This is a genomic window from Vibrio sp. QJM3NY_27, from assembly GCF_057785955.1.
Map to the genome: position 1 here is coordinate 1365750 of NZ_CM173511.1, position 23935 is coordinate 1389684.

Below are 23935 nucleotides of genomic sequence, written 5' to 3' on the forward strand. Positions count from 1 at the left end.
CTGTTTAAGGCTTTAGCCTTGGATCTCGTAAGAGAAGTCTTAGCTTAGTCGAAAAGACCTAGGTTTTCTTTTGCGTATGCTTCAAATTCTGTGCAGCCGCCGATGTGGTCTTGATCGATGAAGATTTGTGGCACTGTGTCTACTGGCTTACCAACAGTCTTCTCTAGGTCAGCTTTGCTGATGCCTTCAGCGTGGATGTCAACGTAACGGTAGTTGAAGTCATCGCGTTTAGCTTTAAGAGTTTCAGCATGCTCTTTTGCACGAACACAGAATGGGCAAGCAGGGCGACCAAAAATAACTACAAACATTTAATTTCTCCTAAATACGGGATGAGGCTCGTTAACTCTATTATGTTAACTATTCTTTAGTGAATGCCACTCAAAATTTCTTAAAACCAACTATGCCTCAATGCTATGGGGAAATAAAGATGGAATTGCCTCTTAATACCATAGCTTTTACCTATCAGCGCAAATATTCACCATAAATAGAAAGGGGCTCGCAAACTGCCCGTCACCATCGTTGAGTACCCACAAATTGAGAGTGTGAATTACCCCTAAAAATACGACTTTAATCCATCTTTAATGCCACAAGTTGCACCTCGTCAAAAAAATCAAACACAGAACGAGGCATCTTATCATTGGGTATAGAACCATATTCGGTAAGCTACCTGATGTAACCCCATTTTAGTATGCTCGTATTTAACGTGTAGGCATTGTGTTACAAGTGCAAAGGTTACATTTCGAAGGTTGTATTCCGAAGATTAAATGCTAAAAAACAAGAATTTCAAAAAAACCAAGAGTTCGTAGTTTTGTTTAGTCATAGGCGCAGGAGGCTCCATGTTTCAATTTATGACATCTACAAAGATCATCTTTGGTGATGGGGCACTTCCCGCTTCATTGTCTCTCTTTAATCAATATGGCTACAGCGTGTTATTGGTTACTGGTAATACATTAGAACGCACCTCACTTGTTACTGACTATCTAGATGCGCAGAGTATGCGTTACCAGCATATTGCCGTTTCCGGTGAACCCAATATCAAAATGGTTGAAGAGGCTGCCACGTCTGCTCGGCGATTTAAACCTGATATGGTGGTGGCAATGGGTGGAGGCAGTGCGATTGATATGGGGAAAGCGTTAGCTGCGGTTTTACCTAACCAAGGTGATTTATACGACTATGTTGAAGTGGTTGGGCGTAATGTTCCTCTTAAAACTAAACCACTACCGTTCATTGCGATTCCTACAACGGCCAGTACAGGTGCCGAAGTCACTAAAAATGCGGTGCTTAAGTCTGGACAAGATCAAGTCAAAATCAGCCTTCGAAGCCCCGATATGTTAGCCGACGTGGCGATTGTCGACCCGACCTTAACGTACGGCACCAATTTGTATTTGTCAGGACGTGGAGCGATGGATGCCTTTACGCATCTCATGGAAGCCTATGTGTGTGGTGAGCCTAATTCGCTCACCGATATGATCTGCGAGGAAGGGTTGCGTAAGCTGAGTCACTCTGTCATTCAGGCGTGTATCTATGATGAACCTCAAGCGCGTTCTGATCTTGCCTTCGCTTCTATGCTAGGAGGAATGGCGATAACCAATGCTAAGCTCGGCGCTGCGCACGGGTTAGCTTCTGCGTTAGGAGGTAAAATTTCTGCGCCGCACAGTGTGATTACAGCGCGCTTGGCGCCATTTGTGATGTTAGAAAACATAGCAGTAGTGAAAGAGCAGCAAAGAAACGACATATTAGCGCGTTATCAGCGAATCGCTCAGATAGTAACGGGTAACGTAGAAGCAAAAGAAGAAGAGGCGATTGCTTGGTTATCTGAAGTGTTGGATACACTCAAGCTACCAAGCTTACTTGAATTTGGTGTCTGCGAAGCTCAGTTTGATGAGGTGTCTGCCGATGCGCTCAAATCAGTGGCGATTAAAGGAAACCCTTTACCGTTGAATCAAGAGAGGCTTGTACATATTCTGAAGCAGGTTTGCGAGGAGTGCAGTTGTGGAGAGGGGGATCATGAGGGAGCTTCAATGAATCAAGTTGTGCAAGAACAGGCTGCCGAGTCGAGTTTTACCATTATTAACTCTTATGCGTCTGAGAATAATGTTGTAGATAAAGGCAATAGCTGGACGATCTAACGGTCTTCGAACAGTTCACGGCATAAACCATTATAAACAGATAAATAAAAACGGAGCACTAGGCTCCGTTTTTTAATTCAACTTGTTCTCAGTTTATGCCTTAACAGATTAAAACTGAGAATACTTCTCGTAACGTGAATCACGAAGTGACTCTTTCACTCGCTTTAGGTTCTCTCTGAAACCAGAACCACGACGAAGCGTAAAGCCTGTTGCTAGCACATCAATAACCGTCATCTGAACAACGCGACTTGCCATTGGCATGTAAACGTCAGTGTCTTCCGGTACATCCAATGAGATAGACAGCGAGCTCGCTTTATCTAATGGAGAGTCTTTCGCTGTGATAGCGATAACTGTTGCGCCGTTCTCGCGAGCTAAGTTCGCAATCTCAACTTGGCTTTTTGTGCGGCCAGTGTGAGAGATCAGAACAATAACGTCGTTGTCACTGCAGTTAATGCAGCTCATGCGTTGCATCACGATGTCTTCGAAACAAGTGATTGGGATATTGAAACGAATGAACTTGTTTTGAGCATCTTTGGCTACAGCAGAAGAGGCACCCAGTCCGAAGAATGAAATGCGTTTTGCTTGAGTCAGCAGGTCAACCGCACGGTTAACTTGCATCGCGTCTAGACTGTTTTTAGCTACGTCTAGACAAGCCATAGTTGATTCGAAAATCTTATGCGTGTAAGCATCTGGACCATCATCTTCTTCAACATTACGGTTCACGTAAGGTGTACCGTTCGCCAAGCTTTGAGCTAGGTGAAGTTTGAAGTCAGGAAAGCCCTTTGTGTCTAAACGACGACAGAAGCGGTTAACTGTAGGCTCACTCACGTCAGCCATTTTAGCTAAGGTAGCAATGCTAGAATGAATTGCAGTTTGAGGGGAAGCCATGATTACTTCGGCTACCTTACGCTCAGACTTGCTGAAATTTTCCAGGTTTTTTTGTATTTTTTCTAATGTATTCATAGTGTTCACAAGGGTATAGAGAACAACTTGCTAGTTAATATCTTTTACCAGGGGGTATGGCTGAAGCAAATATCAGTAAACACAAAGCCAAAGTTATATTCGGTCTTGTAAATACTGCTGCATCAAATAGATATCAAGCTAACTAGCACCATAGAGTCAGTATAAACCCAACATACTATTTACTAATACAAAAACACGGCATGAATGCTTAAGAATATGACAAACCTCAACAAAATTTTAGAAAACTACAGAATTGGAAGAGAGTTTGAGCAAAAAGAATGCAAATTGAGTATGAACTGACAGCTTAGTTACATCAAAAAGAAAGAAATTTTCAATTTGATGCAACTAAAATTGAATGACTATGCGTTGATTTGCGTAACCAGTTTAGTGATTTTACTCATCAAGTTAGGTGCTAGTTTAGAGATTTCACGCTGTTCTTCAAGCACTGAAGAAAGAATATCATTACCTGTCAGTGGATTTGCTAACACCACCCGGAAAACGATGATTGGTTGATGCGCCCATGCTTCGGGATTTAAGCGCGTTCGCGATACGAAAGACTTGCCTGTTTCACGCTGCTTCTTTTGAATAAACTTGGTCAGTTCATTCAGTAGCTCATTCAGTTCAACGCGTTTTATTGCGTCAGCTTTAAGCAGCGCCGCTTTAACTGGTTCAGGCACATAGCGGTAAGTCAGTAGGCACAGCTCAGGCTCTGAAACCAGTTCGAAATCGCTTTGATTTTTAATCAGGTCGGCAAAGTAGCGCGCTTTGTTGATGCTTTGGTCGATTAGCAGTTCGTAGCCAGGTCGGCTGATGATGTGCATCGACGCATAAACAAGCATTGCCATACCGGAACGAGAGCCTTCTAACGTATGGCTACCTAGGTCTTTCGAACCCTTACGCAATATGTATTGAGCATGATGTTCGATCGCTGTCATCGCATCTGGTTTCTTAAACAGCACCATACCCGCACCCATAGGGATATAAAGTTGTTTATGAGCGTCAATCGTGACTGAATCTGCTAGCTCGATGCCATCAAGCAGGTGACGATGATTGTTCGACATCAGAGTCGCACCGCCCCAAGCTGCATCTACGTGGAAGTGACAATCTGTTTCGGCACACACCTCAGCAATGTCTCTTAGCGGGTCGATATTACCAGTTTCGGTTGTACCAGCCACACCAATGACGGCGAAAGGTTTGATCTTGTTCTGCTTGAGTTGCTCGATCTTGAGTCTTAGATCGTCAGTGCAAATGCGGTTGTCGTTATCCGTCTTAACAGACACTAGACCTTCTTGACCAATACCAAGGACATCTGCGGCTTTTTTCAGAGAGTAGTGACCACGTTCAGAAACTAAGATGGCTAGGCCTTCGTAGTCGTAGTGTTTCATGGCTTTAAACAAGCCTTCTTTTTCTACACCTTTGAATGAGCCTTGTGCCTTCAGCGCATTGTTGCGTGCAACCCAAAGCGCAGTAATGTTCGCGATGGTACCACCAGAACAAAACGCACCCAAAGAGTGGTTCGCACTGTGCATCCAGCGTGAATAAAACTGATCGTCATCTTGGTAGATCAAGCGATGTAGCATACCCAGAACTTGACGCTCTAGGGGCGTGAAAGCTTTGGAGGTCTCAATTTTTACTAGATTCTGATTCAACGCAATCATGATCTTAGAAAGCGGCATCAGAAAGTACGGCAGAGCAGACGTCATGTGGCCAATAAAACTTGGCGAAGACGTATGAACCGAGTGAGACACGAGAGAATCGAGGAGATGCTCAGTATGTTCAGAAACAAACTCAGGCTGCTCAGGGATATGAGCATTTGAAAAATCTTTCTCAATTTCACGCAGCGGCTTTTCTTCAGCCACAATGTGTTCACGTAAGAATTGATTCAGGTTTCGTGAAAGTTTGTCTTCAATTTGAGTGAGTGTTGAATCTGGGCCTTCAGGTACCGTGAAGATACGTAAAAGACTGTCGAAGCTAACATCTGCTGTTTTTTGTTCCGTAACCATAGCAAGCGATTTATTGTTTTTTATATTGACGCGAGCGGGACAATCTAAACGAAAACGGGAACAATGTCCCGTCTTAATTATGAAATCCAACTTCTCAAAAAAGCATATTAAATGAGGGGTTATTTACACTTAATCGCTTCAAGTTTAGTAATTGACTGATTGTAGCGTTGCAGTGCCGTATCGATTTGCTTAGGGTGGCTAAGCAATTCTGCAAAGGCTGAGCGTAGCTCGTAGTTTTGAGCATGAGGCGTTGACTGGCGGTCGTCGAACGTTGTTTTCGCGATTTTACCTAGCTCATCATCACGTGTTGATAGCGTTTTAATGTCGTGTTGCTCTAGTTGTAGCCAACCTTCGACAGGTTGTTCTGTAGCCACTTTGCTTGAGTCGTTCACAAGGTAGTAGTTTACTGCAGCACGATTAAGCTCAAAGTGGTGCTTACGACCTTCTAGGAACCACTCACTGACTTCTGTTAGCTCTGGGTATTGCTCAGAGGTCAATGCAGCAAGGTCGGCATACCAATTCAAAGAGGCGTCGATGTACGCATCATATTTTTTTGCTTGGCACTGGTTTGTTTCAGACATTGAATCTGCTGAAAAAGAGAAAGTAGAAGTTGAAGCTAGCAGTAATGCGACGCAAAGGCGTTTCATAGTGGTTCCTTTTGTAAGTTTATTCTTTTTATAACTTTGTCGTTACAGGTTACCGTGATCGTTATTTGTTGAGCAATGACACTTAGTGTCTTTTTATTTCGGTAACTGTATCGGTGTCTTGGGCATGGGTATTCGAGTTGCATTCTAATCTAAAACAAACGCTATTCCTGCGATCTAGTTAGCAAGAGATACAAAGAACAACATCAAAATCGGGACAAGCAAGCTTAGGATAAAGCCACTGACGATAGCGATAGGCACACATCGCACACCGCCTGTTGTTTGAATGACAGGTAGAGTGAAGTCCATCGCCGTAGCACCTGCATAGCCTATAGAGGTACACGGATAGCTGCGAATCAGCACTGGAATCAGTACTAAGGCAACTAACTCTCTTAACAGCTCAAGCATGAAAGAAGCACCGCCATAAACAGGGCCAAAGGCGTCACCCATCAAGATACCAGCCAGAGAATACCAACCAAATCCAGAAGACATAGCCAAGGCTTTGAACAGAGGGATATCCAGAATGTAAGCCGCGATAACGCCACCTAGCATTGAGGTGATGATAATCGTGATTGCGATGACCATGCCGTGTTTGTTCAGCAAAATTTGTCGAAGTGTTAAACCGCTATTACGCAGTTGAATGCCAATAAAGAAGAGAAGTACAAACAAAATCCACTCACTGGCGGTATCAACCCAATCAAGGCCAATAGGGAGCACTAAGCCAGCGATAAGGCCTGAACCCACAACTAGGATCAGTTTGGCAGACTCCATCGCCATCGAAGAAAGGGGAAGCTTCTTTTTGCTGCTGTCGGTTTTGAGTGGCAGTAACTTATCAATAGCGGGTAGCGCCATCAGATTACAGACGCTTAAGCAGACAAAGAAAGTGATGGTGTAAAGAAGGATTGTCTGCAGATTACTGCCTAGGTTATCGAGGGCGGCTAAGCTTAGCCCCATTAACGCGAGAATCACGTAGATCAACCGCGATGTCGAGCGGTTGATAAATTCTAGCGTCTGATCGTTCGAAATAGAAAAAAGATACCCCACGACGAGTGGTGCAAATATAAAGATCATCCCTGTAAACATGCTTTCCCCATTGCATTTACTTCATATTACATTTACTTGTCACTTAACAGTGACTTAGAAGCCACTAGTATTGATCACGTCGCTCAGCTTTGCATTAAAATCATGTTTGCTCAAGTTGCTTAATTTATAAAGTACCTCTGCACCTGTCACGTTAAGTTCAACTTCGTGATCATCGATGTTCTCATCCTTGTTTCTGAACATCAGCAGATGATTAGCGATTCGAGCAATATCCAAGTAAGACACTTCGCGTTCTTCGTGGCTATTAATGGTATTACTGCACACATCAATAAAGTCGCTGTCGAAGCCCCAACGGTTAAGCACCAGTTTACTGGTTGCAGAACATTGGCCTTGGAATATTTGTAGAGCGATATCGTGGTCTAGGTAATTGCCATTTTCGAGGTAGAGGTGGTATTCGCTAACCAAACAGAACAAACCAATGTCAGCCAGTAATCCGACAAGCAGTGATTTCTCATGTTCAAGGTAGCGGTATTCAATAGGGGAGAGTTCTTTGAAGCCGTTGGTCACCAGTACCATAGTGGCGCCGAGTTCTTTGGAGACAGAAGCGCTCTGAACCAGTAACTCATTACACTCTTTGCTCAGGTTGACTGAATGCTTGAGTTGTTCAATAGCCTGAGCTGTAACGATGTCACGCACTCTTAATATGCCAAGGCGCGACACAGCCGTCATCATATCGACGCAAGTAATGTTGCGTCTGTTGAATACGACAGAGTTAGCCACTCGAATGACGACAGCAGTGAGGCCTGGGTCTTCAAGTAAGCATTCGGCAACTTCGGCAATCCCGGTTGATTCGAGAGTGCAAAGCTTTTGAATTTTCAGTACAACGTTAGGGATAGGAGGAAGTGTTATTTTTCCCGCTGAAATAGAATGGCCAACAAGTTGGGCAAACTCTGATTCTAGACCCTTTAAGAGAAGAGCCTTATTTTGTGGTAGCCAGAAAAACGATAAATGATTCATAAAAAAAGTAACAACATGTATGTTCTGCCATTTTACAAGCCGCGATGCTGTGAAGCAATACTCATCCGACGACATAACCTTGAATAATTTGAACGGGTGTATCACTGGGTGTCGAAATTTAAGCATGGTTTGATAGTTTACTGTGATATCAATCATGAAAAATCATAATACTCAATTGATTGATGTGAACTAAGCCCAGACTTATTTTTCTTTTCGAAGTATCATTTATTTAAAGGTGGAAAACGAAATCATAATATTCACCTAAAGAATAAAAAAATAGATTAAAAATTTTTCGCATAAAAAGCTGCTTGTCTGGTAATGAACCTAATCGGGGTAATTTGATTAAGGATCAACGGATATGACCGAGACAGCATTTATTAATTACGTGAATCAATTTGGTGAGCATCAAAAACGTTCTATGTTTGGAGGTATTGGCCTCTTTCAAAATGACGCTATGTTCGCTTTATTGAGCGAAGGTTGTTTATTCATCAGAGGTGGAAAGTCATTAGATAAAAAACTGACGGATCTTGACTGTGAAAAGTATCGTCATGTAAAAAAACAGACAACAGCTACCGTAAATTATTACGATATTACTGATCTTTTTACATGCGAACATCCTGAATTGGACAGTATTATTCGTACTTCAATCGATAATTCAATTCAGCAACGTAGCTTTAAGAAATCATCCGCTAGCCGTCGATTGAGAGATCTACCAAACATGCAACTTACGTTAGAGCGCATGGTTAAAAAGGCGGGTGTGGACGATGTTTCAATGTTTATGCAGTTGGGCGCGCCTGAAGTGTTTAATAAGGTTCGTAAAGCGTACGGAAACGATGTTGACCTAAAACTACTTTGGAAATTTGCGGGTGCAATTGATGGTATTCACTGGAAACTATTACAAGAGCCACGCAAGCAGCAATTATTAAAGGGCTGCCACTAAAGAAGTTTACCTTATATGCTTAAGATTATTACTAATAAATAAAAACCGAGGAATGTCCTCGGTTTTTTTGTTTCTGTCTTAGCCGGATTTCTTAAAAGACTAAGTATCAAAAGGCTAAGTGCTCATGGAGAGCTTATTTGCTAGGGCTTGAGCGTTAAGTATTAGTACTTGAAACGAGCCGTGAACATTAGCTGATCACCGTAGAAGTCGTTAATACGAGCTTCAGCACCTAAAGAGAAAAGCTCTGTAGAATGGAAACGCGCGTAAACAGAACCCGTCCAATCATCGTTGTCATCGATAGAAACGTAACCACCTTTACCACCAACTTCTAGTTGTGGGCCAAGCCATTGGCGAACACCAACGTTGATTTCCATACCGATATCAGTAGAGCTTGAGTTTTCAGGCTGAACGATACGAGCTAGCATTTCACCTGTTAGGTCTGCCCAGTTGTTTAATGGAGCGTGGAAACCAAGACCTACAGCTGAGTCGTAATCGCCTTCAAATTCTGAATCGATACGTGCTATAGCGTGAGCATTCGGGTGAATTGACTTACTGAACGCGCCACCAAATGTTACTGGGCTAGCACCGATACGTGCTTCAAAGTAATCGTAGTTAAAGTTGCTCATTACTTGTGGTTGTTCATCAACAGCTAGTGCTTGGCTAGAAGCCAATAGCATAGCGGTAGTAAGTAGAATTTTGCGCATAACGACCGTAAACCTTTATTTAGTGTTAATTCCTTTGGCTTGAGAAAAATCAGGCAAACCATAAACATTAAGACAGTTTAATCTAACTCGTGGAAAAGTAATCCATAAAAATGCCAATCCTTTGCCATTTAGCTAAAAAATATACAATTTAGGCGCTGCTCTGCAACTGAGATCCCATGTTTATGGGACTATTCACCAAAATTTAAGGTCGATTCACCAAAACTTAAGGTCGATTCACAATGCATTAGGTTATTCACCAAAGCTTGTTCGCTTGTTTGCCATTGACGTGAGGATGCGCTCGGTATCTAAAATGGAAGTCCAGTTTAGCAATTGTTTGTCGTTTGCAATGACATAGTCGGTCAGTTGTTGAGTAATCGTGTCTCTGAGTTGATCACCTTGCCAAGGCTTAGAAATATAGAAATCAAGCGCAGCGTTGTTAATCGCGGTCACCGTATCTTCCAGGCCTGCTTGCCCTGTGAGCAGTAGTTTGCGTGTCGGCTTAGTGTAATCGTTCTGATTGAGCTCTATGAGAAAGTCGATACCGGTTTTGTCAGGCATGATGTGGTCGCACAAGATTAAGGCGAGTTTAATGCCATCTTGTCCCATTTCTTTGATTACCTGCTTGGCTTCATCGACCGATTCGGCACCTTCAACAATAAAGTTTTCTTCAAATGGTGCTAAGTCTTGAAGGACACTGTTGAGGACTTCTGGCTCATCATCGACACATAAAATTAGGTACTTATTCATGAGGTGCTCCTTCTTGTTTGAATGGAAGCCACACTTGCATGTGTGTATGGCTGCCTACCTCAGACTCCACCAAAATAAACCCTTGATGAGCCGAAACGATTTGTTGAGAAATAGATAAACCAATTCCTAAACCAAAATTGCCTTCTTTTTTGGTCGTGAAATTTGGGTTGAAAATGGTGCTGATGTCTTCTTTCGCAATGCCATGGCCGGTGTCGGAGATTTCCACTACAAGAAATGTGTCGTCACCTTGCGTCTGTTGAGAGGTAGTGATTGACACTTTTCCTCGCTCAGAAAGGGCATCGAGTGCGTTAGAGATCAGGTTTGTCCATACTTGTTGTAGCGAGAGCGACTGGCACAATAAAGGCGGTAATTCGGTGTCGTAATGTTTTTCGAGTTGGTGATGTTTGAGTCTGTTTTCAAAGATCACTAAGGTATCTTCAAGCCCTTCGTGAATGTCTGCGTAGTGGCGAACCTCTTCATCTTCTCGGGCATAGCTTTTTAGGCTTTTAACCATATCGGCAATACGCTTGCTGCATACCTGAATTGAGCGGATAGAGTTTCCCACATAGTGGTAATGCTCTAAGTCATTGAGCAGCTCTTTGCCTGCGACAGGGGAGTCTTTTAAGGTGTCTAGAACCGCCGAGTCTTGGCTTAGGTTTAGTCTCACAGCTTTTTTGGCTAGCGCACGATTATCGATAGTAGAGGTGAGGTGCTTTACGAGTTGTCTTTCTTGAGCCGTTGATAGTGGCTTGGCTAACTTTGAATGCGCCAGCACGTCAGTCCCTTTATTCGATTCTGGGAGTGACGAGTTTTCGAGTATCTGGTCGAGATGTTCAGACAGGGTTTCAATACTTCGTAGAATCGCTGCAATAGGGTTGTTCAACTCATGAGCAACGCCCGCGACAAGTTGCCCGAGCATCGCCATCTTCTCTTTCTCGATCAATTGTTGATGTGCAGACTCTAGTGACTCCAACGTTTGTTGCAGCTTGATTTTATTAGTGATACTTCTTTGCAAGCGGCGGTTAAAGTGACGGAGCAATAGATTGGTGAATAACGGCAGCAGGGTATTGTTTGAGTGCATTACCTGAGCAAAGCTATCTTTATCCAGTTTGATGACCCGTGTTTGCGTTAGGGTTATCGCGGTTGAGAACGAAGGTTCACCCGTCACAAACGACATCCCGCCGACAATGTTGCCCTTAGAGTGTCGTACCACTTCCCGCTGTTGCCCCAACTCGTCTTTTTTATAGAGAGCGGCTTCACCCTCAATGATCAGCCATAAAAAGCGATTGTCTTCACCTTCTACAGTGAGGAGATGTTCGGGTGAGTAGTCTCGAATAGCCTTGGTTTTGTCATCTTTTGAAAACACGTCTTGTAATGCACTAACGACACGCTCTGCAAGGGCATTGTCAGAAAGCTGGTGGTAGTCGTGAATGAACCCCGATTGAAAAGAATGAATCTTTTGCTCGATGTGTGCTCTGAATAAGCGCTGTTGATCCAATGCATCGCTGTAAGATAACAGGTTTTCTGAGTCGTATTGGATAACAAAAGAGGTCAGCTCTTTTTGCGCTGATTTGAATAGAACTTGATCTTGAACGGGTTTGGTTAGGCAGTGATTGAGCCGGCCTTCATTCACCGCGGTCAGAATGGATTGAATGTCTGACGAAGCGCTGACTAATATCGTTCTTGCGGTATTACTATGGGGCAGCTGTTCCAGTTCAATAAGAAATTGCACACCATTAAATCCAGAATGATGATGAGTGATCACTAAAGCAACGGTTTGGTGGTGATCATGGATATCTTCTAATGCGTGATGCGCGTCTTCTATGTTCTCGGCAGTATAAATATCGAATACAGAAGCTAACGGAGCCAGCTCCGAACGTATTCTTTCAATGCTAACCGGATTATTGTCCAAACAGATAACAGCGTATTGATTCACAGCTCAACCTTAATAGTAGCGACGTCTCTAGCCTAGCAAGAACCACTGAATAAGGATGAGAGCTAGCCGTTAATTTATTGAGGCAATCGAAGTATCGAGCAATAGACTGATTTAACTCAATGTTTCTTGTTTGCTACTGATGGGTTAGACTAAAAAAAACAGACTAGTGTAGAAAGAGAACTCATGGAACAGTTAAGAAAAATTGGTGCAATTGGCGGAGCAATCTCATTGGCACTTTGTTGGCCATTAGCGGTTGGGCAAATTGGACAAAATGCGATTACTGATGGCGTTGCAAAGCTTAACAATTCAAGCATTCAAGCTGAGATCGTGGAATACGATAGAGGTTACCTTTCTTCTACTGTAACCACTCGCGTAACTGTGACGGATGAGAGCTTGAAAGAGCAGCTTGCGCTCGATGGCTTACCAAGTGAGTTTGTCATTAATAGTGCGGTGAGCCATGGCTTAGTGAGCTTAAACGCGCTGTCGACGTTTGAGAATACTGACATTCTGCCTCTTACTCTGACTACCAGCACTGAACTAAACGGCAACACGGATTTCAACTTCGAGTTAAGCCAGTTCAATCACCAAGGCTCAGAAGAAAATGGTACCTCGGTATCTATCACGAAGTCGAATCTGTCTGGCCATGCCACTGTATTAGGGCAGGTTGATTACCAGCTTTCTATCCCATCTGTTCAAATTGATTTTGAAACGGGTGAAGAGGTGACACTCTCAAACCTAAAAGGTATTGGTTCAGGCCAGCAAGCAAAAGGTTACTGGTTAGGCACGCAGAATTTTACTATTGATAGCTTCTTGATTTCAGATTCTGCAAGGCAGCCATTCATGACCATCGAAAACTCTAAGTACGATTTTGAATCGCATCTAGATGAAGCGACTAAGCGCTTGAGCAGCAGTCTTAAGTTGGATGTCGCCAATATTGAGACCAACGAAGGCCAGTTGAACAATCTAAACGTCGATTTTGAAATGTCGAAACTGGACAGCCAGTCGTTTGAGAAAATCTTTGAAATTTACCAGGCGAACCCTGTTCTGACACAAGAAGATGTGGCTGAGATCATTCCGTTCATCGACGTACTGTTTGCTAAAGGCTTCGACCTTTCAATGAACAATATGTCGTTAGAATTAGGTAAAGGTCAGTTTGAATCTAAATGGTTGGTGAGCGTACCGGAAGGCACAGAAAACATCAGCAGTAACCCTTCAATGATTGTTCCTGCATTAACAGGTAATGTTCAATCTAGCTTCTCAAATGAGCTTGTTGAAGAATACCCTTTTATCCGTGAAGGTATCGACGAATTGATCGTGATGGAAATGATCAAGCAAACAGAAAGTGGTTATGAAATCACGGCTGACCTAGAGAATGGAAATCTAGTGTTTGAAAATGGACAAGAAATTCCATTAATTGCACTGCTTATGCCGGCTTTTGTTCAATAAAAAGAGTCGGGCTTAATACTGATAGGGCGATCTAACGGGTTAAGTTAAACATTTTGTACGGTACGAAACAAAAGAGGTCTTAAGACCTCTTTTGTTGTTTTTATGTTGGGTAAAACATGGTATTACTTTCATAGTTATTATTTAGCAGGAGCAATTATCCCCATGGAACTTACATTAGATAACGTATTCAACTTTAGTGCTGGCCCAGCGGCACTGCCTAAACCGGTAATGAAACAAGCGCAAGCAGACTTCATTGATTGGAATGGTTTAGGCACTTCCGTTATGGAAATCAGCCATCGCAGCAAAGAGTTTATTCAAGTTGCCGATGAGTCTGAGCAAGACCTACGTGATCTTCTGAACATCCCAGACAACTATAAAGTTCTTTTCTGTCAGGGGGGAGCTCGTGCTCAATTCGCTGCTGTTCCTCTAAACCTTCTAGGTGACGCGACGAAAGCAACTTACATTGATGCGGGTTACTGGGCAGAAAGCGCAGTGACTGAAGCGAACAAATATTGCGAAATCGATGTATTTAACGCGAAGACATCTCTTGATGGCAAAGCGGCGGTTGTTCCGGCTAAAGATTGGAAAATCGACCCAGAAGCGGCGTACGTACATTTCTGTCCAAACGAAACCATCGATGGCATTGAAATCAGTGAGCTTCCTCAAACGGATAAGCCAATCGTCGCGGATATGTCATCTAACATTCTGTCTCGTAAGATCGATGTGTCTCAGTACGGTGTTATCTACGCGGGTGCTCAAAAGAATATCGGCCCAGCGGGTATCTGCATTGCTATCGTACGTGATGATCTACTAGAACTAGCAAACGAAGTATTGCCGAGTATTCTGAACTACAAAGTACTTGCTGAAAAAGACTCAATGTTCAACACACCGCCAACGTACGCTTGGTACCTATCAGGCCTTGTATTCAAGTGGCTTAAAGCTCAAGGTGGCGTTGAAGCGATGGAGTTGGTGAACAAAGAGAAAGCGGCGTTGCTTTATAATGCGATTGATAGCTCTGCTTTCTACAAAAACGATGTTCACACCGCAAACCGTTCAAGAATGAACGTACCTTTCCAGTTGGCGAAACCCGAGCTAGACAGCAAGTTCTTAGAGCTGGCTGATACTGCAGGTCTGAAATCGTTAAAAGGTCACCGAGCGGTGGGTGGAATGAGAGCTTCACTTTACAATGCGATGTCTCTGGAAGGCGTTCAGGCACTAGTTAGCTTTATGAAAGACTTCGAAGAGAAATACGCTTAATAAGCGACCTAGATGTTTACCAGTGAAAAGAGGAGCTTAGGCTCCTCTTTTTGTTTCCTATAGAAGGTGAAAATATAGAGGCCTAATTACCTTCTTCGACCACTAAAGCGAAACTGCTGCGGGGTTACATCAAAAGATGTCTTGAAAGCTTTAATGTAAGACGAGTCGTTTTGATAACCGACTTGATCAGCAATATTCTGGATTGAGAACTCTTCATCCAACAAAGACAACGAGTAAATCAGGCGGATTTGTTGTCGCCATAACTGAAATGACGTGTTGAACTCTTTTGAGAATAAGCGCGATAAGGTTCGCTCTGATGCACCGACTTTACCTCCCCATTCCTTCAACGAAAAGTCCAACGTTGGTGCCTCTGTCAGCGCTTCAAAGATAAGCTTCAATCGTCGGTCTTCGGGTAGCAACAATTGATAGGTCTGAACGTTGTCTTTCATGATCTGATCGTGCAATACCGAGAGCAATCGCGATACCTCTTCATCACTCACTAATCCTTCGCACTGTCTGCGAATTTCCTGCAATAACTCATTCAAAAACGGCGTCAGGGTAATGGTTCGCACTTGAGGCTCATACTCAATACCAAAGGCTGGATTAAGGTAAATACCGACAAACGTCGTATGGTTCAATGCGATAGATTCATGTTGAATCCCTGCAGGCACAAACAAAGCAGAAGTATGGGGCACAAGATGCTGGTAGTGATCGGTTTTCGTTTGCAATAGGCCTTTGAGCGGGAAGATCACTTGATGCCATGTATGTTGGTGCATTGCATCGACGTAGCCCTTGGGCATATCGATGGTCTTCACTAACGCTGGTGAATTAGGATTAGCGACCATCATCTCATTTGAGGTGATGATTCCGGAGTGAGAATCTATTTGGCGGGTTGTCATGGTTAAGTGTCTTTATGTCCCTATTCTGACATTGGTTTGTCAGGTTATCATGCTTAGCGTAGTGAATGAAATCGAGTTATCGTGTCGTTTGTCTCACGTAGTTCAGAAAATAAGTTTAGGTAAAAGGGAAAGATATGAAGAAGTTAGGCTTAGTAAATAGCGTATTGGTAGGCAAAACTGTTGCCTTTGCACACGGTGCAAACAGTGCCATCAACAAGCAGGTTTTGCCTGAGCGTCAGCATGCCACAGAACTTGGTTTTACCAATGACGAACAAGGCGACCCTCGCTTTCATGGCGGCATTCAAAAAGCCCTTCATATCTACCCAAGCGAGCACTACCCAGTTTGGCAGGAAGAGTTAGGTGACAAAATCATCTTTCAATCTGCAGGCGCATTTGGCGAGAACCTAAGCTCAAGCGGCATCACGGAGCACTCCATTTGCTTGAAAGATAAGATTCGTATTGGTTCAACATTGTTGGAAGTCTCGCAAGGGCGTATGCCGTGCTGGAAGCTGAACGTGAGATTCGATCAAAATGATATGGCAAGAAGGCTGCAAGATACGCTAAGAACTGGCTGGTATTTCCGTGTATTGGAAGAGGGGGATATCGGTGCTGGAGATGAGATCATTCTATGTGAAAGACCTTATCCAGAATGGCCGTTAACTCGCATCATGGGGGCGGTGTTCACAGGTTGTTTGGATAAACAAGAGCTTAAAGAACTGGCGGAGCTACCTTTAGTCGAATCTTGGGGAGCACTTATAGATCGTCGCCTTGAAACTGGCAAAGTCGAAGATTGGGAAATGCGATTAGTTGGTCCGACAGCGAAGTAAGCTTTTCCTAATACGCAAAAACAAAACGCTCACTATTTAGATAATGTGAGCGTTATGAGTATTAAGGTGTAAAACGGCTAATGGCTAATGGCTAATGGCTAATGGCTAGTCGCTTCACGTACGATTTAAACAGTATTTAAATCTAGCTATAACCAGAAATCTTTAACCGGCATGTCAGGGCTAAAATGATGCGCAATCTGCGCTTGTAGTAACTCTGCGGTTGCAATTGCATCCGTTAATGCATGATGCGGCGTGTAGTCCGGCAAGTGGTATCGACGGCGACTCTGACCAAGCCTTACTGATGCTGGTTTCTTTCCTTTGAGCTTATTCCATAAGCCGCCAGCCAGTTTGTTCTGGATTTGAGATTCAATCTCGAGTGTGTCGAGGACTGGAAATTCGATCCCTTCACCTAATCTCACTTTCAGTGCGTTATCCAAGAAATCACGCTCGATACGACGGTAATGAACCACTGGGATGTGACCCGCCAGTGATTCTAATATCTCATCTAACACCTCGCTAAGGTCTGGCGCGTCAATGATGTCGTTGTGAGTGATGCCATGAATAACCACAGAGTCTTCTTCTAATTTCTGCTTTGGTCTCAGTGTCCAGTGTTTGGCTTGTCGTAAGTAAATACGATTTAGCGTAAACGGGACAAGGCCAATGGTAATGATGCCATCTTTGTTTGGGTTTAAACCCGTAGTCTCAAAGTCGACAGCTAAGAAGGTTACTTCTGATAATGGCGTATCAGGTGCAGGAAGAGGTTGGCTATAAAATTGCTTTAAGCGCTCGTCTCTCGCTCGTTCCAGCTTTTGAGCAAACTTAAATGGCCAGTCGACCGCAGGTGATCTGAATAGTTTGTTCATAGGCCCTACTTAAACTTATTGCTGGCTTGATAACGAAACTTAAGGAAGTTCTGCGCATTACTTAATATTTGGAATGCGTCCTTTAGGTTGCGTCGCTCGAAGTCAGATAGGTTCTCTGGCTCAATGTTGTTATCCGGTTCTATGTTGTTGTCGACATCGTGTGCCTGGTGGCGAATACGAACTAAGGAGATAAACTCCATCGCATCTTTCAAATCTTGAGCTCGGCCTTTTGGCAGAATACCTGCGTCGATAATGTCATCCAAACGTTCGAATGAGTTCTTCGAACGAGAGGCTACCGCCAAAGAGTGAACACGAATTAGATCGGCAAGTGGTGCGGTACCACGACGTTTAAGGTTGATCGAGTTGTTATGACGACCATCTTTTTCCATAACGAAATCTTTGAAGAACCCGAGTGGCGGTGTGCGGTTAAGCGCATTACGAGCAAGACATGCTAAGAAACGGTTGTTCTTACGTGCTCGGCGAACAATAAAGCTGTTCAGTTGTTCCGCCCATTTCAAGCGGCCGTAGACACCGTCTAAATCAAAGAAGATAGAAGCGTTCAATAGCGCTTTCGGGTTTGGATCATCAATCCAATCGGCAAAGCACTCTTCCCATTGGCGACGAGTCATACGCCACGTTGGGTTGGTGGCCATGATGTCACCAGTACAATACACGTAGCCACACTGATCTAAGCCATCACAAATGAAGGTTGATAACTCTTCAAAGTATTTACCGTGCTTTTTCTCGTCGTAGGTGTCATCAAGAATAATGGCGTTGTCTTGGTCAGTAACGAGCAACTGCTCATCACGTCCCATCGAGCCGAGTGCAAGGAAACAATAAGGAATGGGCGCTTTACCTAATTTCTCTTCACCTAGCTCAATAATACGTTGCTTAAAGCTACGGCCTATTACCGACATTGCGGTACCCACCATGTGGGCGTTGGCATCTTCGTTTACTAGGCGAACGAAGCTGTCTTTTACTTGTTCAGAAAGTACTTTAAGATCTTCAATGCTTTGTTGCTGGAAGATGCTGCTTACCAATAACAGCGAGTTTTGAGACTCGTAGCGAACAATATCGGTCGCTTCGATAATACCGATAGGTTTCTTATCTTTAAGCACTGGCAAGTGGTGCACGTTGTAGCGAAGCATAGTCATCATTGCTTCATATACATAGGCATTGTGGTCGAGTGAGATAACCTCTGGTGTCATCACACTGGATACTTCATCTGATGGGTCAAGGCCTTCGGCTAGAACGCGAGTACATAAGTCTCGGTCGGTAATGATGCCGATAACAGGTGTTGAATCGTCTTCATCATCTTCAACAATATCAGGGTCGATGATCAGTAGAGAAGAGACATTGTCTTCTGCCATCATGGTTGCAGCTTGTTGGATGGTGCGCGTTTTCTCGATCATCGGTGCTTCGCTGGTCAATAGCGTTTTGACCTTAGATGTCGATAAATCGTTGGCGTCGTTGCTGTCTGAGTTTGCTTGGCGAAGTCGCGCGTTATCTTCCACCTCGACAAAGTCGGCGAATGAATCATAGTTGTCGTAGAGCTCTTGGAAAATCGGCTCAGGGATGCAGTAGAGAAGGGTATCTTCGGTCGCTTTAACTGGGAAGCGAACTTTGTTGTTGGTCAGCAGCCCCATTTGTCCAAACACATGCCCTTCATCAAGGCGATTATAGAGTTCGCCCTTACGACGATAGACTTCAACTTCGCCACTTCGAACGATGTAGAGATCATGAATTTGATCACCAAAGTGAATGATAGGGGTATCTTGGCGGTAATAAGAAATTTCCACACTACTGGTCACTTTCACCAATATCTCTTCAGGAAGTTCAGAGAAAGGGGGGTATTGTGCCAGAAAGTTTTGAATCTCTAATAACTCAGCATCCATAATGATCATCCATTGGTTTGTATGATTTCATGGTACAACATTTGATAATAATTTTCCGGCACAAATCAATCTGTGAGCTAAAACCTTTTTAAAGTCTTATGGATAGACTAATCTTTCAGTTAATGGAGTGACAGTTGAAGGATGATAGGAATGTCGAAGTGGAAGCTTAGTTTGGTACCTGTAGTTTTTATGTTTTCTCCAAGTTTGTGGGCGGACACTAACGCGGTGGATATTCTTGATTATGACCATATATATGCCACCGCGCATTCGGGCAGTTTAAATGAAGATGCAGGTGGCAATAATAATGCCTCATCGTATGGATTAGGCGTCAGTTACGCGATGACGGATGATTGGTTGTTGTTGGGCGACTACAGTGCGCGCTTTATTCACCCGGATGACACGACAACTCGAATTGATACGCTTATGCCAGGTGTTGGTTACCGTTACAGCATTAAGAAAGATTTAGATATAGTGGCTTACTACCTGTTTGGTATCACTAAGGGGGAGGTGGAAGATAACGATACCAACCGAACTGAGTCTTCAGATACCGAGTTTATCCAAGGGATTAAAGCCGAACTTAACTATGGCTTCGCCAAACGCTGGATTGCGAACGGTAGTGTGCAAGTAAATCGCAGTGACCTGTTTGATGAAGAGATCTATCACCTAGGTTTACGCTATCTGGTGACCAACAAGTTTGCGATTGGTGGCTCTTATCAACACCGAGATGGCGAAGGTAAGATTCGTAGTGAGCGTACTAACGAGCTAGGTGTAGAGTTCTTCTTAGAGTACTAACCAGTAACGCAGAGGCTAAGCGTTAGTACGCAGAGACTAAGTGTTAGTAACGAAAAGGCTAAGTGCCTTAATAGCTTTTATATACATAGCTCTTATATACAAAGAGACAGACACAAAAAAGCCAGCTTAATCGCTGGCTTTTGCATATCTATAGGTCGACAGATACAGGTTTCGCTTTTCGATTAAAGAACCGCAGCAAGGCCTTTACATAGAGGACCCATGTTTGACTTAGTCATACCAGCAACACTGATACGGCCAGAACCAACAATGTAGATAGCGAATTCGTCTTTCAGGCGAGTTACTTGCTCTTTGCTTAGGCCAGAGAACGAGAACATGCCATTTTGGCGCTCGATGAATGTAAAGTCTGCATCAACACCTTCAGATTTCAGTGTTGTTACGAATAGCTCACGCATCTCTTGGATACGGTCACGCATTTCTGCCACTTCCGCTTCCCATTCAGCACGTAGATCAGCATCACCAAGGATGTGAGTTACTACAGCACTACCGTGCGCTGGTGGGTTAGAGTAGATAGAGCGGATGATGCTCTTAACTTGAGAAAATGCTGTAGTAGCTACGTCTGCAGATTCTGCAACTAGAGTGAATGCACCCACACGTTCGTTGTACAAGCCAAAGTTCTTAGAGAATGAGCTAGCAACAAGGATCTCTTTGTTGTATTGAGCAAAAATACGTAGGCCAGCTGCATCTTCTTCAACGCCTTTTGCAAAACCTTGGTAAGCAAAATCGAATAAAGGAAGCAGTTTCTTCTCAGCAACTAGTTTAGCCAGCACTTCCCACTCGTCAGTTGTTGGGTCGATACCTGTTGGGTTGTGACAGCAGCCGTGAAGAAGAACGATATCGCCTTCAGAAGCTTTCTCTAGGTCAGCAACCATGCCTGCGAAGTCTTTGTCTTTTGTTTCAGCATTGTAGTAGCTGTACTGAGCTGTCTCGATACCCGCAGCAGCGAAAACGCCGTTGTGGTTAGCCCAAGTTGGGTTACTGATCCAGATTTTTGCGTCGCCTAGTTGGCGCTTGATGAATTCACCCGCTACGCGAAGTGCACCTGTACCACCTGGAGCTTGTGCTGTTTTAGCGCGTTGAGACGTTACGATCTCTGCGTCTGAACCGAAAAGAAGTTTCTGAACCGCTAGGCCGTATTCAGCTGTACCTTCAATTGTTAGGTAAGATTTGGTTTTTTCGTTTTCAAGAAGTGAAGCTTCTGCTTTCTTTACTGTTTTAAGAACAGGCGTTTGACCATCTTCATTTTTGTAAATACCAACACCAAGGTTGATTTTTTCTGCGCGAGAGTCTTTTTTAAACTCTTCAGTAAGGCCGAGGATAGGGTCGGCGGGAGCAGCTAGCACTTTTTCAAACATAATCTTCATCCATGTCAATTGAGAGGGGATAGTATCTATGGGTAGTTATACCTGTATGAAATTTTTAAGACAATACGAAGTGAACAGAAAGACCAAAAAAAATCTATTTCAATCAGATTAATTGACTAGAGAGGGTATTTGATAACAAAACACCCTACGGATTAACCTATAGGGCGTAAGAAGTTAGTGCTTTTGACCGGATTATGCAGGTTGAGCAATGAAGCTTTCTCGCTCAAGTTCGCTCTGAACATTTTTGCCATCTTTGTAGATCGCGGCAATCTCTACAAATTGCGATTCAACGGCAAGAAACGCGAGCACAACTTGCGGGTCAAAATGCGTCCCATTGCCCTCTAAGATGATCTGCTTGGCTTGCTCATGAGTAAAGGCTGGCTTATAAACTCGTTTCGATATTAGCGCGTCATAGACATCCGCTAATGCCATTAATCGACCAGACAAAGGGATCGCTTCTCCAGACAGTTGATTGGGGTAACCGCTGCCATTCCATTTTTCATGGTGAGTCAGTGATATTTCTTTCGCGACTTGTAAGAAAGAGCAGCTTCCCAACTGCTTTTCTGCAATAGACAAGGCTTCAGCGCCAATTGCCGGGTGACCCTTCATTATTTCAAATTCTTCGTCGGTTAATTTCCCCGGCTTTAATAAAACATTGTCAGGGATACCCACCTTGCCGACGTCATGCAGGGGAGCCGACTTATAAAGCAACTCGATATAATTTGGTGTTAACAAAGCAGAGTGCGTTTCAGATTTGCTGAGTTCTTGTGCGAGTACCTTAACGTATTCTTGAGTTCTCAGAATGTGGGCACCCGTTTCATTATCTCGAGATTCAGCAAGGGCAGACAAGCTAACAATCGCTACGTCACGTGTGGTTTTCACTTCGTTTTGTGCGGTTTCAAGGCTATCTAACATGGTGTTGGTCATTGACGCCATAGAACCCAGTTCGTTATAGCCAAAAATAGGCAAACGAACACCGTGCTCGCCTTTAGTTACCTTGTTCAACGCATGTTCTTGGCTCAGGAGAATGCGTTTAATCAACTTGCTCCACAATGTCATGATGGTTATTGCGTATCCACCAAGTACCAACGCAAGGTAGATGAACTCTTTAATCACGCTGACTTTACCTGTGCCGTCCAGTAAGCGAGCTGGGTTATGTTCTAACCAAAAGATATCTTTAACGGCAACCATAGTCAGCATTGTGGTCAGCGTGATCAGAAGTACGATGACTAAACCGACTATTTGTTTAACTAAAGAACTTCGTTCACCAATCAGTTGGAAGTCAAACTGCCCAGACAGTTCCATTTTGTCCATTTGCGCAAGCTTAGCTTTCAACTGAAGAATGCTTCCAGTAAAGAAGCCAAATAACGTCATTCCAAAGAGCACTTTTAAATTGCTATCGATGGTGAAGTCGTAATTTAAGTTGTAATAAAGCGCAAAAGGGACACTAGCAGCAAAAAACAACAAGGTGTCGAGCTGCGCAAACCGACCTTGTTTAACTAAAGCATGGCGGGCTAATAGGTAATGGCGCGCAAACCAGACTAAGGCAAAAACGATACTCACTTGAGTGAAAATTTCTAACGTCGTTAAGGTGTCGAGCATAGGGCATACCCGACTGCCATAGGTGCCAAAAAGCACACCAGCGATGGCATATAGCTGGGTTGTTAGCGATTGATTATAGTTTGATGTATCCATCGATAAGCCTTTGTTCAGTTTCGTTTTTGGTCTGTATAATTCTTACTAGATTCACGAGTTTTAAGTACGCATATTTTACTTTGCAAGACGCATTGCTTGCTTTGAAATATACATAACTTGAATGACTTGCGTAAATAGGACCAGAAATTCTATCGATAGCTTTCGCTGAATGATACAAGAAATTGGTGTGTGTAAGTGATTTGTTAACTAAGTGGGGATTATTGCAGCATTACTATGCGTATATGTGAATAGCCTCGATAGAGATTCGAGGCTATTCAGTTATCGATCTTGGCTTGCTCGTTCGTGAAAACAGTCAAAGCCGATACGCCTCATTGCGTATTATTTTTTTAGATTGATTTCAGCTTCAATAGAGCTTGTTTCAATATCAGGGTGAGACGCCAGTTTGTCGGTTGCCCACTGGTTTAGGTGCTTAAGAATTGCAGATACCGCGTGTTTCTGAGTTGGAGCTTTATCTTGGTCGATGTCGATTTTCTGCTTTGGATGTGAACCTGTCGCATCTTCAGCGATATGTAGCCAATCTGGGTGCCAGTAGTATGGCTGCCCACTTGGTGTTGTCCAACTATGAACACCGTTTGACTCTCCTTTATAACTTAGTTGGTCTGCTTCTATTTTTTTCATTGTTATCTCGCATGTTTTTTGGGTTACATCAAATTATAGAGGCGTAGAGCGAACTTGGCTCCCGCCTTGGTTACAAACTTAGCAAAGCATACAAAGTTATCTGTGAACCAATTCAC

The 23935-nt window shown here is 43.5% G+C and carries 21 protein-coding genes; 6 read left to right on the plus strand and 15 right to left on the minus strand.

The features are described 5' to 3' along the window. Positions 1–44: 44 nt before the first annotated feature. Positions 45–308: a GrxA family glutaredoxin gene (locus AC3CIA_RS06185; RefSeq protein WP_009847069.1), complete on the minus strand. Its 264-nt coding sequence runs from the start codon at positions 306–308 to the stop codon at positions 45–47. Positions 309–836: 528 nt separating this feature from the next. Here AC3CIA_RS06185 and AC3CIA_RS06190 point away from each other — a divergent pair. Then, positions 837–2129 carry an iron-containing alcohol dehydrogenase gene (locus AC3CIA_RS06190; RefSeq protein ID WP_488518705.1) on the plus strand — a complete coding sequence of 431 codons (1293 nt, stop codon included), beginning with the start codon at positions 837–839 and terminating at the stop codon, positions 2127–2129. A gap of 108 nt (positions 2130–2237) precedes the next feature. Here the strand turns inward: AC3CIA_RS06190 and AC3CIA_RS06195 are convergent, their stop codons facing one another. The 5 genes from AC3CIA_RS06195 to AC3CIA_RS06215 form a co-directional block, all read right to left on the minus strand. Further along, a complete protein-coding gene (locus AC3CIA_RS06195; RefSeq protein WP_004734686.1) occupies positions 2238–3092 on the minus strand; it encodes a MurR/RpiR family transcriptional regulator in 855 nt (284 codons plus the stop codon). Between the two features lie 359 nt (positions 3093–3451). Then, a complete protein-coding gene (gene panP / locus AC3CIA_RS06200; RefSeq protein ID WP_488518706.1) occupies positions 3452–5095 on the minus strand; it encodes a pyridoxal-dependent aspartate 1-decarboxylase PanP in 1644 nt (547 codons plus the stop codon). A 119-nt stretch (positions 5096–5214) separates the two neighbouring features. Then, positions 5215–5742 carry a hypothetical protein gene (locus tag AC3CIA_RS06205; protein ID WP_428786005.1) on the minus strand — a complete coding sequence of 176 codons (528 nt, stop codon included), beginning with the start codon at positions 5740–5742 and terminating at the stop codon, positions 5215–5217. A 174-nt stretch (positions 5743–5916) separates the two neighbouring features. Further along, positions 5917–6822 carry a LysO family transporter gene (locus AC3CIA_RS06210; RefSeq protein ID WP_171312065.1) on the minus strand — a complete coding sequence of 302 codons (906 nt, stop codon included), beginning with the start codon at positions 6820–6822 and terminating at the stop codon, positions 5917–5919. Positions 6823–6876: 54 nt separating this feature from the next. Further along, entirely contained in the window at positions 6877–7797 is a 921-nt protein-coding gene (locus AC3CIA_RS06215) for an HDOD domain-containing protein (RefSeq protein ID WP_004734690.1), read from the minus strand. A gap of 358 nt (positions 7798–8155) precedes the next feature. Between AC3CIA_RS06215 and AC3CIA_RS06220 the strand changes: the two genes are divergently transcribed. Next, positions 8156–8737, plus strand: coding sequence for a TfoX/Sxy family DNA transformation protein (locus AC3CIA_RS06220; RefSeq protein ID WP_004734691.1), 582 nt, complete (start codon positions 8156–8158; stop codon positions 8735–8737). 161 nt (positions 8738–8898) lie between these two features. Here the strand turns inward: AC3CIA_RS06220 and AC3CIA_RS06225 are convergent, their stop codons facing one another. The 3 genes from AC3CIA_RS06225 to AC3CIA_RS06235 form a co-directional block, all read right to left on the minus strand. Beyond that, positions 8899–9441, minus strand: a complete 543-nt coding sequence (locus AC3CIA_RS06225; RefSeq protein WP_004734692.1) for a hypothetical protein — start codon at positions 9439–9441, stop codon at positions 8899–8901. A gap of 249 nt (positions 9442–9690) precedes the next feature. After that, positions 9691–10188 carry a response regulator gene (locus tag AC3CIA_RS06230; RefSeq protein WP_114633283.1) on the minus strand — a complete coding sequence of 166 codons (498 nt, stop codon included), beginning with the start codon at positions 10186–10188 and terminating at the stop codon, positions 9691–9693. Further along, positions 10181–12124 (minus strand): ATP-binding protein, encoded by a 1944-nt coding sequence (locus tag AC3CIA_RS06235; protein WP_171307731.1) that lies wholly within the window; start codon positions 12122–12124, stop codon positions 10181–10183. The genes AC3CIA_RS06230 and AC3CIA_RS06235 overlap by 8 nt, the downstream gene beginning before the upstream one ends. Before the next feature lie 183 nt (positions 12125–12307). On the opposite strand from AC3CIA_RS06235, the gene AC3CIA_RS06240 reads away from it, so the two are divergent. Both AC3CIA_RS06240 and serC read left to right on the plus strand, forming a co-directional pair. After that, positions 12308–13570 carry a DUF945 family protein gene (locus AC3CIA_RS06240; protein ID WP_171314653.1) on the plus strand — a complete coding sequence of 421 codons (1263 nt, stop codon included), beginning with the start codon at positions 12308–12310 and terminating at the stop codon, positions 13568–13570. A gap of 162 nt (positions 13571–13732) precedes the next feature. Then, positions 13733–14827: a 3-phosphoserine/phosphohydroxythreonine transaminase gene (serC, locus tag AC3CIA_RS06245; RefSeq protein ID WP_488518707.1), complete on the plus strand. Its 1095-nt coding sequence runs from the start codon at positions 13733–13735 to the stop codon at positions 14825–14827. A gap of 86 nt (positions 14828–14913) precedes the next feature. On the opposite strand, the gene AC3CIA_RS06250 is transcribed toward serC, so the two are convergent. Continuing rightward, positions 14914–15726 (minus strand): AraC family transcriptional regulator, encoded by an 813-nt coding sequence (locus tag AC3CIA_RS06250; RefSeq protein ID WP_488518708.1) that lies wholly within the window; start codon positions 15724–15726, stop codon positions 14914–14916. A 134-nt stretch (positions 15727–15860) separates the two neighbouring features. Here AC3CIA_RS06250 and AC3CIA_RS06255 point away from each other — a divergent pair, with 134 nt between their 5' ends. Next, positions 15861–16553, plus strand: coding sequence for an MOSC domain-containing protein (locus tag AC3CIA_RS06255; RefSeq protein WP_171307727.1), 693 nt, complete (start codon positions 15861–15863; stop codon positions 16551–16553). Between the two features lie 146 nt (positions 16554–16699). Here AC3CIA_RS06255 and AC3CIA_RS06260 read toward each other — a convergent pair whose 3' ends face one another. Beyond that, positions 16700–17416 carry a 3'-5' exonuclease gene (locus AC3CIA_RS06260; RefSeq protein WP_004734700.1) on the minus strand — a complete coding sequence of 239 codons (717 nt, stop codon included), beginning with the start codon at positions 17414–17416 and terminating at the stop codon, positions 16700–16702. Between the two features lie 5 nt (positions 17417–17421). Beyond that, positions 17422–19311 carry a DUF294 nucleotidyltransferase-like domain-containing protein gene (locus tag AC3CIA_RS06265; protein ID WP_004734701.1) on the minus strand — a complete coding sequence of 630 codons (1890 nt, stop codon included), beginning with the start codon at positions 19309–19311 and terminating at the stop codon, positions 17422–17424. A 150-nt stretch (positions 19312–19461) separates the two neighbouring features. Between AC3CIA_RS06265 and AC3CIA_RS06270 the strand changes: the two genes are divergently transcribed. Further along, positions 19462–20103 (plus strand): outer membrane beta-barrel protein, encoded by a 642-nt coding sequence (locus AC3CIA_RS06270; RefSeq protein ID WP_171307726.1) that lies wholly within the window; start codon positions 19462–19464, stop codon positions 20101–20103. Between the two features lie 182 nt (positions 20104–20285). Here the strand turns inward: AC3CIA_RS06270 and AC3CIA_RS06275 are convergent, their stop codons facing one another. The 3 genes from AC3CIA_RS06275 to AC3CIA_RS06285 all read right to left on the minus strand — a co-directional run bounded on the left by AC3CIA_RS06275 (position 20286) and on the right by AC3CIA_RS06285 (position 23819). Then, entirely contained in the window at positions 20286–21476 is a 1191-nt protein-coding gene (locus tag AC3CIA_RS06275) for an amino acid aminotransferase (RefSeq protein WP_102553147.1), read from the minus strand. Between the two features lie 201 nt (positions 21477–21677). Next, the gene (locus AC3CIA_RS06280) at positions 21678–23180 is read right to left on the minus strand and encodes an HD-GYP domain-containing protein (protein WP_488518709.1); all 1503 of its coding nucleotides are present in this window, start codon (positions 23178–23180) and stop codon (positions 21678–21680) included. Between the two features lie 339 nt (positions 23181–23519). Continuing rightward, positions 23520–23819: a hypothetical protein gene (locus AC3CIA_RS06285; RefSeq protein ID WP_017074608.1), complete on the minus strand. Its 300-nt coding sequence runs from the start codon at positions 23817–23819 to the stop codon at positions 23520–23522. Positions 23820–23935: the final 116 nt, after the last annotated feature.